This is a genomic window from Weissella bombi (assembly GCF_900094835.1).
Classification (GTDB): Bacteria; Bacillota; Bacilli; order Lactobacillales; family Lactobacillaceae; genus Weissella; species Weissella bombi.
In genome coordinates, this window is sequence record NZ_FMAO01000010.1 from 29,949 (window position 1) to 42,047 (window position 12,099).

The 12,099-nt window shown below is 35.3% G+C and carries 12 protein-coding genes; 6 read left to right on the top strand and 6 right to left on the bottom strand.

Annotated features, from left to right (window positions below):
* Window positions 1-25: 25 nt before the first annotated feature.
* Window positions 26-982 (bottom strand): NAD(P)-dependent oxidoreductase, encoded by a 957-nt coding sequence (locus GA0061074_RS06955; RefSeq protein WP_092463194.1) that lies wholly within the window; start codon window positions 980-982, stop codon window positions 26-28.
* Window positions 983-1,414: 432 nt separating this feature from the next.
* On the opposite strand from GA0061074_RS06955, the gene GA0061074_RS06960 reads away from it, so the two are divergent.
* Window positions 1,415-2,422 (top strand): LacI family DNA-binding transcriptional regulator, encoded by a 1,008-nt coding sequence (locus tag GA0061074_RS06960; RefSeq protein WP_092463196.1) that lies wholly within the window; start codon window positions 1,415-1,417, stop codon window positions 2,420-2,422.
* A 98-nt stretch (window positions 2,423-2,520) separates the two neighbouring features.
* Here GA0061074_RS06960 and GA0061074_RS06965 read toward each other — a convergent pair whose 3' ends face one another.
* The 3 genes from GA0061074_RS06965 to GA0061074_RS06975 are packed head-to-tail and all read right to left on the bottom strand — an operon-like array spanning window position 2,521 to window position 4,738.
* Complete coding sequence (locus GA0061074_RS06965; RefSeq protein WP_092463198.1) at window positions 2,521-2,988, bottom strand: NanQ anomerase/TabA/YiaL family protein; 468 nt, start codon at window positions 2,986-2,988, stop codon at window positions 2,521-2,523.
* Window positions 2,989-3,013: 25 nt separating this feature from the next.
* A complete protein-coding gene (locus GA0061074_RS06970; protein ID WP_092463199.1) occupies window positions 3,014-4,276 on the bottom strand; it encodes an MFS transporter in 1,263 nt (420 codons plus the stop codon).
* 12 nt (window positions 4,277-4,288) lie between these two features.
* Window positions 4,289-4,738, bottom strand: a complete 450-nt coding sequence (locus tag GA0061074_RS06975; protein WP_092463201.1) for a NanQ anomerase/TabA/YiaL family protein — start codon at window positions 4,736-4,738, stop codon at window positions 4,289-4,291.
* Between the two features lie 595 nt (window positions 4,739-5,333).
* Between GA0061074_RS06975 and GA0061074_RS06980 the strand changes: the two genes are divergently transcribed.
* Genes GA0061074_RS06980 through GA0061074_RS06990 form a run of 3 tightly spaced genes read left to right on the top strand, consistent with a single transcriptional unit; the run spans window position 5,334 to window position 8,573 of the window.
* Window positions 5,334-6,071 (top strand): sugar phosphate isomerase/epimerase family protein, encoded by a 738-nt coding sequence (locus tag GA0061074_RS06980; protein WP_092463203.1) that lies wholly within the window; start codon window positions 5,334-5,336, stop codon window positions 6,069-6,071.
* A 30-nt stretch (window positions 6,072-6,101) separates the two neighbouring features.
* Window positions 6,102-7,559: a PTS galactitol transporter subunit IIC gene (locus tag GA0061074_RS06985; protein WP_092463205.1), complete on the top strand. Its 1,458-nt coding sequence runs from the start codon at window positions 6,102-6,104 to the stop codon at window positions 7,557-7,559.
* A gap of 39 nt (window positions 7,560-7,598) precedes the next feature.
* Window positions 7,599-8,573, top strand: coding sequence for an amidohydrolase family protein (locus GA0061074_RS06990; RefSeq protein ID WP_092463207.1), 975 nt, complete (start codon window positions 7,599-7,601; stop codon window positions 8,571-8,573).
* Between the two features lie 105 nt (window positions 8,574-8,678).
* Here GA0061074_RS06990 and GA0061074_RS09195 read toward each other — a convergent pair whose 3' ends face one another.
* Entirely contained in the window at window positions 8,679-8,816 is a 138-nt protein-coding gene (locus GA0061074_RS09195; RefSeq protein ID WP_167550175.1) for a hypothetical protein, read from the bottom strand.
* A gap of 219 nt (window positions 8,817-9,035) precedes the next feature.
* On the opposite strand from GA0061074_RS09195, the gene GA0061074_RS06995 reads away from it, so the two are divergent.
* Both GA0061074_RS06995 and GA0061074_RS07000 read left to right on the top strand, forming a co-directional pair.
* Window positions 9,036-9,431 (top strand): pyridoxamine 5'-phosphate oxidase family protein, encoded by a 396-nt coding sequence (locus GA0061074_RS06995; protein ID WP_092463209.1) that lies wholly within the window; start codon window positions 9,036-9,038, stop codon window positions 9,429-9,431.
* A 165-nt stretch (window positions 9,432-9,596) separates the two neighbouring features.
* Window positions 9,597-10,517 (top strand): magnesium transporter CorA family protein, encoded by a 921-nt coding sequence (locus tag GA0061074_RS07000; RefSeq protein ID WP_092463211.1) that lies wholly within the window; start codon window positions 9,597-9,599, stop codon window positions 10,515-10,517.
* A 70-nt stretch (window positions 10,518-10,587) separates the two neighbouring features.
* Here GA0061074_RS07000 and GA0061074_RS07005 read toward each other — a convergent pair whose 3' ends face one another.
* Window positions 10,588-11,853 carry an aminoacyltransferase gene (locus tag GA0061074_RS07005; RefSeq protein ID WP_092463213.1) on the bottom strand — a complete coding sequence of 422 codons (1,266 nt, stop codon included), beginning with the start codon at window positions 11,851-11,853 and terminating at the stop codon, window positions 10,588-10,590.
* Between the last annotated feature and the right edge of the window lie 246 nt (window positions 11,854-12,099).

Genomic DNA, 12,099 nt, shown 5'->3' on the forward strand with positions numbered 1-12,099 from the left:
ATAGGATTTCTCCTATTTTTTTAAACTATGCATTAACATAATTTAGTGGCTCACCTTTTTGCAAGAATGATATTAAATTATTAGATGCTTCTTTAGCAATTGCCGTACGTGCTTCCAATGTACCAGTTCCTGCATGAGGTGCCATAATAACATTGTCTAATGCGCGTAATTCACTTGAAACTTCAGGTTCGTGTTCAAATACATCTAATCCAGCACCAGCAATTTCACCAGATTGTAATGCATTAACCAAATCATTCTCTTTAACTAGAACACCACGTGCCGCGTTAACCAAGTAAGCCGTGTTCTTCATCTTCTTAAATACTTCACTATTGAAAATACCTTCAGTTGAAGGAAGTGCTGGTGCATGTAACGTGATAACATCTGATTCACTAACTAGCGTATCAAAATCAACATACTTTACATCAAGCTCTTTTTCTAAATCAGCATCTAAACGACGAACGTCATTATAAATAACATTCATTCCTAATGCTTGACAGAAATGACCAACTTCTGAGCCAACGCGTCCCATACCATAAATACCAAGCGTCTTGCCTTGCAAGCTCATACCCATGTATTGTTGTTCAGAAACATCGATCCAATCCCCATTACGAACAACCTTATCATAAAATGACAAACGACGGACAGTTGCCAAAATCAAAGCGAAAGTCATTTCAGCCGTTGGTACTCGCACACCTGTTGGGCAATTTGAAACCACAATGCCTTTTTCCTTAGCATATTCAATATCAATATGATCAAAGCCAACACCGTTTGCTGTGATAATTTTTAGATTTGTTCCGGCATCAATTAACTCTTTATCAGCCTTTGTTCCCATTAACAACAAACCATCATAATCCTTTAGATTATCAAGAATCCATTCACGTGTTTCCTTCTCAGGTTCATACGTAACATCAAAATTTTGACGTAATTCAACTAATCCCTCTTCAGGAATAATCCCAGTAACTAATACTTTTGCTTTATCCATTTTTAAAAATCCCCTGTATTTTTAATTATTCATTTACTTTAATTTTAATTATCAAAGCTTATATTCCACAACAATATAAATTTAGTTAAGCGATTAACTATCTACAAGTGCATGTTATCTTATATGTCTATTTTTGTCAAATATTTTCATTACTTTTTTACTACCATTACCCCATCGTTTTTGACTATCATTTATACCGTTGCATCAAAGGCTACCTGTGCTTTGCATATACTTATCATATGTGCTTTAATTGAAAAGAATAATAATTAATTAGCTCAGAATTATTTGAAAATATTCTTTGAAATCATTTTAGTATGTTACCCGTTTTACTAATTTGAATGACATACTAAAGAAAATTTATATAAATTTGAGTTTATTTAGTGTTTTTAGATATATAAAATAAATTAAAATTTACAAAGGACATTATGAAAAATGGACAAGTTCACAATAAAAGACATCGCCAAGTTAAGTGACGTTTCAACCGCAACCGTCTCTAACTACTTAAATGGTAATTATGCTAAAATGTCGCCAAATACAAAAGAAAAATTGGCTAATATCATTGAAAAAACTAATTATCGCCCAAGTACAACAGCTAGAAACCTAGCTAAAAACGAAAACAAAACTATCGGCGTATCTGTAGCCGATATTACTAATCCATTTACCTCACCAGTGATTTCTGGTATTTCAGAACGTTGTTCAGAATACGGTTATAAGTTAGTTTTCACAAATTCAAATAATGATGAACAAAAAGAAGTCGAAAATATCAACCGCTTATTAGAAGAAGAAGTTGCCGGCCTAATCATTGATCCGGTAAATCCAAATAGTAATACTTATCAAAGATTATCAAATACATATACAGTTATTGTTGACCGTCAAGCTCAAAGAAGCATTATCGACACAATCACAACTGATAACATGAAATCCGTTGAATTAATGACTCAAAAAATGTTAGATGCGGGCTATACTGACTTATATTTTGTCACTTGGCCATTATCGGGTATTAGTACTCGTATTAATCGTTACACTGGCTTTAAGAATGCAACTAAATATACAAATGATGAGCACTTATTAACAATTCCTTATGACTATGAATCATCAGATGACGATAGTTTTACGCAAACAATCCGCCAAATTGTTACTAGCTCTCATGGCAAATTAGGCTTTTTTACCATGAATTCACGTGTTTTACAAAATTTCTTAAAGGTCACACAAAGTCTAAATTATACTTATCCTGATGATTTTGGTGTTGCAACTTATGAAAATTTTGATTGGATGCAATTAATGACGCCTGGAATTAGCTGTATTAGACAAGATTCTGTTGCTATTGGTCATGCTGCCATGGATTTGCTAAAAGAAAAATTATCAACAAATTATACAAGCGAACCAGCGCCTAGAATGAAGACAATTCCTACGGACATTATTATTCGAGAAAGTTTTTAAAAAGAAAGCGACTTTCATCTCGCGCTTATGTACAGATTTATATTAAAAAGAGGATGGGATATTTTTTATCCCATCCTCTTTTTATTTAAGTGGCCTCCTTAGGCAAGTGCAATTTTGACACATAATTTATGATTATGCCCAACTTTACCATCAACGATTCCGTGAGCAGCATGTAAATCACTTGGATCAAATATTGCATAGTGCCGATCTGTCAACAATGCCTTGCTATGAAATTCTGGATGTTTAAAATGCTGAATTTCTTCTTTCGGATCATATTCATCAGTTGGTGCAGTATCACCAATATCAGACCAGCGTACCCACTCAGCACCTGTAATCATATAATGAATATCAATATGATCACGATGTGTCTCATAATCCATACTGTCGTAGTCACGTGTATCATATTCTTGGAAACGTAATTCAACGCCTTCTGCTATTGTTTTAGCGCCTATAGGTTCTGCTAATAACTCTTCAGTCGTACGACTATCCAACCAGTCTAAAGCCAATTGAATACGTGCTTGTACTTTTTCATTTCTAACGTGGTTCTTACTTAATCCAAACTCCATTTTGTATACCCCTATATTATTCAAATTAATCTTTTACTTCATCGTACTTATTTGCATCTGATTCACGTACAAACATTAATGCAACTACCGCGATAAGTGGGAATGCTGCAATAATTAGGTATGACGTGACATAACTGCCAGTTCCTGCCAAAATTTGACCCAATAATACTGGTGCCAAAAATGACCCCACTTGATTAAAGGCATTAATAAATCCAGAAACAGTTCCTCTTTGATCAGCCGGCGCAACTTCTACCGATAAATTATTGGTAATCGTACTAAACATAAAGGCACCAACACCCATGGCACCAGTCCAAAAGTAAAGCATAGCAACATTACCGTGTGGCACAAACGTAAATCCAATAATGGTTGGCGTAAAGATAGCCATAAAGATTGCCGCCCACGCATGCCTTGAAAGAGTCGAATGATCTGAAATCCAACCAGCAACGACCATTGATATAACAGACGTTATACCAAAAATAGACATCGCAACACCAGCAGTAACCAAACTAAAGTGCAGATTTTTTACAATAAACAAATTTGCCCAATTAGTAACACCCCACTTAGCACCAGTTGCAAATAAACCAGTGATAGCAAGCATCCAAACGCTACGATTATTAATTGCTTTTTTCAGACGTTCAATTGCTGTTTCTTCTTTAACCTCACCATTACTCTTTTTAACCACAAATTGTTGCGGATATGGTGGATTTCCCTTAAGAGCAAAGTAAGCAAATATAAATGCTACTAGTGGGAAAAAGGCGGTTACCCCTAAAGTTGCACGCCAACCATAGTGCACCATAACTGTTGGTGCATACAAATTAATAACCGTTAATCCAAATGACGTGCAGGTATTAAAAATACCAGTCGCAGTAGCTCTTTTTTTACCACCGAACCATTCTGTTATGATTCCTAAACACGCTGATAAATCAGGTCCACTAACTAACCCCAAAATAAAACGCAATGCTAGTCCATCCCAATAACCATGCATAAATACCATTGCGGCCATAACAACTAAGTTACCAAGAACTGCTGCCAACAATAGTTTCCGGTAACCAAATTTATCCGCTAACATACCTCCAGGCAACACGGTAATCGCGTACCCAATGTAGAAAGCTGTTAAATAATTGTTCCCCTGCTGAACAGTAAAATGCAATGAATCAATCGCTGCTGGCACAATGGTAGACCAAGATAGTCTCGTAATAAAACTAATTAAAAAGGCCAACCATATTCCCGCCAAAACTATAAATTGTTTGGCAGTCCATCTATTATGTGTGTTTGATAAAGTTTCCATCCCCACTTCCCCTTATCTTTCTAACTTTAGAACTAACTTTTTCACTGACGAAGTATGATCAACTTCCCCATTTGTTCGATGTGGTTCATCCATTCCAATCAAAACGAAATCTCCACTATGCAAAACAATTTGATTAAAAACACTTGGTTCTGCCACGTATTGAATATCTCGTTGCGCATTATATTCAGAAATAGGTGTCACTTCTCCTCTAACACCGACATCAATTCTCTCTTCACCTGATACGACATAATGAAAATCAAGCCGATTACGGTGAATTTCAAAATCAAAATTTTCAATATTTTCCGTCTCATACTCTAAGCATTGCACATAGAATTGTTCCCGATCCGGATAATGACGTCCTACCTCAATATCTGCCAATTGATTATTTTTTAAATAATCAATTGCTGCTTGAATTTGTTCATAATCCTCTTTCGCAAATTCATTCACATTTGATACTAGCAAAATTCATCCCCCTAAAAATCATTCAGTTAACCATAAATGTTAATCGATTAACTAAATTATAAAAATAATAAGTCGTATAATAACGACCTATTTAGTGATATTAAAAACATTATTTTGTTTTGTAGGTTTATCGCTTAACTAACTTACAAAACACATTGTATGCGTTTTCATTATCGAATGCAACTTTTTGAAACACATTTCACAATCTCAAACCTTAAAACAGCCTTAATATCCTTAAATCAATGCTTTAAGGCACTTTAAAATAAAACGTTTTATTTTAAAATTCACAAATAAACACAATTAATTATAATTTATTGCTTATTTTAAATAATAAATTTAATTTAAATGATTAATCGATAAACTAAAATTAATCAATTAATTTTTTTCTCTATAAAACAACAATTTATAGTATATTCTAAAACATAAAAAGCATTATTATAATATTTATTTATAATGATTTTTAATAATTTTTCATTCTTCGTCGATTTAGAAAGCGCTTGCATTTGTTTGTGATAGATATTACAATTCGTGTCATAGGTTAACCGTTTAATATAATTCATGAATTATAAGTCATATTCTTAAATGGAGGTACTAAATGGCCCACTTTATTCTTAATACCATTGCCTTGGTTGATAAGTTAAACAGTGGTTATTCACAATCACAGCTCATCCCTCTAGCTCATGACATGGGGTTTGATGCAATTGAATTACGCGACGAATTTTTGCAAGAAGCAGACATTCCTAACATTGTGCAGCTGGCCGAACAATTTAATACAGAGGTCTATTACAGCGTGAATGAACCTCTTATTAAAGATGGTCATTTCAATCAGCGTTTTTTTAATCAATTAAAGCTTTCACAGGAATTACATACGAAACATTTAAAAATGAACATCGGTTCTTTGGCTAATTTTGATAATGTTTTCCCTCGTGAATTTTTAGACGCAATTACAACAGACATTTCTCTGACTGTTGAAAATAATCAATCGTCAGAAGATAGCAATCTAAACAACACTTTGCATTTTTTTGAAATTATTAACAGCCAGAAAATGCCTATTACATTCTGTTTTGATACTGCAAACTGGCTTTGGGTAAATACAGATCCAATAACCGCTGTTGAAAAACTAGCACCCAATGTTAGTTACTTACATTTAAAAAATGCCTCTAATAAATCAGGTGTTTTATCTACAACACAGTCTCTTGAAAATGGTGCGGTCAACATACCAAGTATCATTTCTAAATGTTCGGTTCAAGACTATGGTTTTGAATACCAATCAACTATCGAGCAGCTAACACAAGATTTAGTAAAAATTAAATCTATTACAAAGGCTTACTAACACTTCTACTTTTAAACGGAGAAACTTTTTATGTTAGAGTTTATAAATCATATTTTTCAAACTTTTGGGGCTACAGTTGTCGTGCCAATTATGATTTTCATCGTAGCTTTATGTCTACGAGTATCAATAAAAACGGCTATGATGAGTGCCTTTTACGCTGGTGTTGGTCTAACAGGATTTAGTTGGATCATTTCGGCCTTTACCCCTATCGTCACTAAAATCATCAAACAAATGGTGAACAACACTGGTATTCATCTACCAATTGTTGATATTGGTTGGCAAGCTGGTTCTTTGGCAACGTTTGGTTCTACAGTCGGTCTTAGTTTTTTCGTTTTCGGACTAATTCTAGAATTAGTTCTATTCGCAATTGGATGGACTAAAATATTCATGCCTTCTAACCTATGGAATAATTTTGGTTTCATGGTTTGGGGAACACTTGCATATTACGTGACCCATAATTTCTGGTTGTCATTGGGATTGTCATTCTTTATGTTGCTATACACATTAGCATTAGCCGAAACGCAAGCTGATCGTTGGTCAAATTACTTTGGTGTTAAAAATGCCAGTGTTTGTTCCCTTCACAATATGGAACAAGCCGTACCAGCCATCTTACTTGACCCACTTTGGAATCTATTAGGATTTAACAAAGTAAAAATGACACCAGAAACTTTTAAAACAAAGTTAGGTGTCTTCGGTGAACCAACTACATTAGGAGCCATTTTAGGTGTCATTATTGGTGTATTGGGAAATCTAAAGTCATTAAATACATTGTCAGCATGGGGACAAATTTTGTCATTTGCCATTGCCCTTTCAGCTGTCATGACAATCTTCCCGCTTGTTACAGACGTCTTCTCTAAAGCATTTTCACCTTTGGCAGAAGAAATTGACAACAAGCGTTCAAAGGATGAAGTTGCCACGGATGGCGATGCCGAAGAACTAGCTATCAAGGATAAGAAGCGTTGGTTCTTAGCCGTTGATGATGGTGTTGGTTATGGTGAACCGGCAACAATTATTGCTGGTATTATTTTAATCCCAATTATGGTTTTGATTGCCTTCATTTTGCCAGGTAACAAAACTTTACCAGTTGTAGATCTTATTTCAATCCCATTTATGATTGAATCAATTGTCGCTATCACTCGCGGTAACATACTAAAAGTCATCTGCAACGGCGTTATTTGGTTTAGTCTAGGACTTTATGCAAGCAGTTGGCTTGGTAGCGTTTATACCGGCGCTATTTCACACTATGGTGTTGCTATTCCTGCTGGAATCGTCCTTATCACCAGTTTCAACTTAATGGCTCGTCCATTAAATGCTTTAATTTTCGCAGCTTGGATTTCAAAGAACCCAGTCTGGATTGGTCTAACCATCATTGTTTACCTAGTATTCGTTGTTTTGCTCCGGACACGACGCGAACAAATCTGGCTATACCTTAAGAAAATGTCTGAAAAGAATGCTGGTTTCAACGGTAGCACTGAAAAAATCATGTAATTTTTATATAATGAATAAGAAATCGAGGATAATTTAATTATGAAAAAAATTGATGGACATTTACATTTAGTTCGCGCAATTGCTGGTTTTAACGGTAAAGGACGTTTAACACCATTAGGAGACGGTCGTGCCGTTTGGGATGATGGTACCGTTATTAAACTAATTCCTGATGGTAGCGGCGATGATAGTTTTACAGCTGAAGCAGCCTTAGATATTATGGCTAAATCTGATATTGAAAAAGCCGTTGTTTTGCAAGGTAGTCTTAACGGTTACCAAAACTATTACACTTACCAAGCAATTAAAAAGTATCCTGATAAGTTTATCGGTGCTTTCTCTGTTGATCCATTTTCAGAATTTTACATGGATATCGTTAAGCGTTATGTCGATGATTTAGGTTTCAGAGCGATTAAATTTGAAATTAGCCAAGGCGGTGGTATGCACGGTTATCACTATGACACACCATTTAGATTAGATACAAACCCACGTATTGGTAAGATTATGCATTTCATTTCTGATTATCCTGGTTTTGTCGTAACAGTTGACTATGGTAATTATGAACAATTTAGTTATCAACCAGAAGCAATCGCTAACTTAGCTAAAATGTATCCAAATATCGACTTTGTCGTATGCCATTTATCATTCCCAAATGCTGATCATCCTGATCGCTTACGTGCTGCATTAGCACAGTGGCAACCCTATGAGAATATCTACACAGATATTTCAGCAATTCAAGACATTGAAGACGAAACCGTCTTCCCATTCCCACGCTGTCAGCAAGACGTTAAAATCGCTAAAGAAATGTTAGGTGCTAAGCGAATTATCTGGGGAACTGATTCACCATGGTCTGCTACGTTCAACACCTACAATGAATTAGCAACCTGGTTAGAGAGCACTGATATCTTCACGGAAGAAGAATATGCGGATGTTATGTATAACAATGCATTACGTATTTACTTCAAGCCAACGGCCGTTGCAGCCATTGCTAATGCCAACGATCCGGTCGTAAAAGATTAACCACACTTACTAACCTACTAGTTACAAAAATTACGCAATAAAAAACCGTATCAATGTAAATCTACATTGATACGGTTTTATTTTTAATCACTAATTAAAATCAAATTACTTTGATGCTAATTCAGCTTTACCCTTGGCCCATTGTTGAATGTTAACAATTTCATTTTGACGCACTTTCTTTGAGTGGTCATTTGAAACTGGACGACGGCTGGCCCATGAGTTATATGGTGATCTTACTGCCATAGTTTAATTCCTCCATTTTGTTATCGATAACTGTTAAAGTATACCGATATTTTCCCCATTAGTCAACTCTACTCATTTTTAAATGGGCGTTTTTTAGATAATTATTAATATATTTTTTTAAACAACAACACTTTAAAGTAATCATTTGATTTCCAATCGTTTATTCCTTATAATTAGTAAGTGGGATTATTATAAAATTTATGAGGGAGGCCACCTATTATGGCTAAATTAACTGATGATATGAAAAAAATGATCGACGAACAATTTCCGTTCCTAGCAACTGCTGATGAAAACGGTATGCCTAAAGTTGGGCCAAAGGGTTCATTACACGTATTTGATGACTCACACTTAGTGTATTTCGAACACACTTTCCATCATGCATACCATAACTTGCAACAAAATGGGCGCGCAGCTGTTGCAGTTGCGGATAAAGAAGCTCAAAAAGGCTTCCGTTTCGAAGGTCAAGCACACATACATGAAGATGATGATTTAGCTAAAGAATTATTACCTGACGGAATCTTTGAACGCTTTCCACGGGCTGCCTTAGTTATTATTGACATTGAACATATCTTCAAATTAGACAATACACTAGAAGCTGGTACGCAAATCGCTTAGCAAGCTTTTAATATCAACATAAATATATAACAAAAGCCATCAATCCAATCATTTAAAGTGATTAGATTGATGGCTTTTAAATATGGCTACATTTATTTCGATAAAAGCTTAAACTATGATAAGATACTTTAAAACGTACGTATTAGCAAAGAAAGAGTCGTTACTATGATTAACAAACAACCGTTAACTGCCAATTCTAATTGGTATCAAATTGATGAATTAACACCTGATGATCGTGCATGGTTAACAGGTTCCCAAAATATTCCGAATGAAATTATCAACTATGCCGTCGACCCTTACGAAAGTGCCCGAATGGAATTCGATGACGACAACCATTACAACCTAATGATTTTTGACGTTGTCACGCCCACATCAAAGCGCGCAACAACCGAACCAATCAGCTTTTTATATAATATTGATCAATCTGACTTGTACATATTCACGCGTAAAGAAACGTCGTACGTTATTAATTACATAACAAAATTCACTAATGACGCCCTTGAAAGCTCACAAATACAACCAATTGATCTAGTTCTTAATGTTGCCGAAAAATTGTCTGGCGAATTCATGAAAGCAATTTTAAACATTAATCGCCAACGTCTATCTATTCAAAGCTCAATTAAATCAACAAAACCAACCCAGCCGGCCATTAATCAATTAATGTCGCTTCAAACAGATTTGATTTATTTAATTAATTCACTACAGACTGATTACACGTTGCTAGCAACCCTCAAAAATCACGATCACAAACTGTTAAGCGATCGCCAGCTTGAACGTATTGAAGATGTTGAGGTCGAATTGAAACAAGCTTTAGATACCAGTAAACTATCACAAGAAGTTACAAGTAGTGTCGCCAACGCTTTTGATAACGTTGCTAACGCCAACCTAAATTGGACGATGAAGCTATTGACTGTTTCATCAATTGTTTTAACGGTACCAACCATTATTTCAGGTTTCTTTGGTCAAAATGTCATTCTGCCATTAACTCATGCTAATGACGGTTGGGTATATACGATTTTCATCACCCTTATTTTCATGGTTATTGTTACCCTTATTTTATGGCACTACGGTTTCTTTAAAAAATAAATATTGTAAGCAAAAAATGTAACGATGATGGTCAAAAACTATCATCGCTACATTTTTTTATTTATTCACACTAACCGCGTGCCAAAAGTTTCTTTAGGAAACGATAAATTGCATATTTTGTGCCATTAATTGGCTTAACAAATGAACCAACCTTTTCTTCAGCGTGGCCTGCAAATCCCTGCTTAAATCCTAATACACCATCAGACCCATCAAAGACACCTGAAATACCATAGAAATTATAATGTGGAATTTGACGAGCTATTGCTTGCTTAAAAGCATATTCCTGAACAGCATATGGGCCGTAGAAATTCTTATACTCATCATACGTACCAGAATAAAGATAAATCATCTCATTAGCCGTTGCCAAGAACAATGCACCCGCAATAACAACAATATCCTTACCAGCCTTCTCACGAGCTGTCTGGGCTTGTGCAATACGCTTTTCATGTTGTTTATGTTGATCTGCATACTCTGCACGTTGTCGCTTTAACTTCTTATAATTAGGCTTTTCAGCAATTCGTTCATCTAAATTAGCCACCACTTCAGCTAAATGATCACGTGCCTGTTGTTGTCCTTTAATATAAGCCGGAAAATCCATTTCTGCAAAAACAAAGTAGGCATCATCACCATATTCATCGTAGACCGTTTCATAAAAGTCTAAATCTTTATCATGATAATCTAGTCGATTTGCCGTATCTTGTGTCAAAGCCTTAAACTCTGGTAACTCGTCCTTATCCAAACGATGTACTCTGATACCAAATTGGTCAGTTTTCTTTAAGTAATACTTACCATCCTTAGCAAACGAAGCGCGTAAGGCTTTAGAATCACCACCAGCATCTAATACTGGTTGTAGCGACTTAACATACTGCCAAGATGGTGAAGAATTGGTTGTCCAACCTTGCGTAGCTGGTGTATGTTCAAAACCGATTGCTTCCAATGCATCAATAACCGTATTATCCGTTTCACCAATTTGTTGACCATCATCATCGAACTGACGATAAATCGCATTTGGCATCACACGCAAAAATAGACCACGACGCTCTTTAGCAAACGCCATTACACCATCAATAAAAGCTGTAACGAGCTCTTGATTGCTAAAATCAATCAACATCCCCCCATCAATTTGGAAAAGATTACCCATTTTAACTGGAATCCATCCCAAAACTGCTGCTGCTTCCACTTGGTCATCTGAAACTAAACCAACTAATCTCGTTTGCCAACCACGACGAGCTAACAAACGAGCCTGTGATGCTGTTTGTAAATAACTACCTGCAGGATGCGCTTGGGCAAACGCTTCAAATTCTGCTGTTGTTAATTCTTTAAATGAACGTGTCATGTTTAACTCTCATCCTCATCTTTATATAGGTTATTTTAAATTATACGCTATCTGCCTTAAATTTTGGCAAACAACTCATAAATATTGGTTTTCCACAATAAATAGTGTCAAAAATTTTAATAAACTGTAGCTAAACAGGTACTTTTTATCGTTTTTAAAAATTTAATTTATGGCTTTGAACTTAAATTAGATTCTTACAGTGGAAATCTAACTAGGTTTTCCACCTGTTTTTCCCGAGTTTTCCAC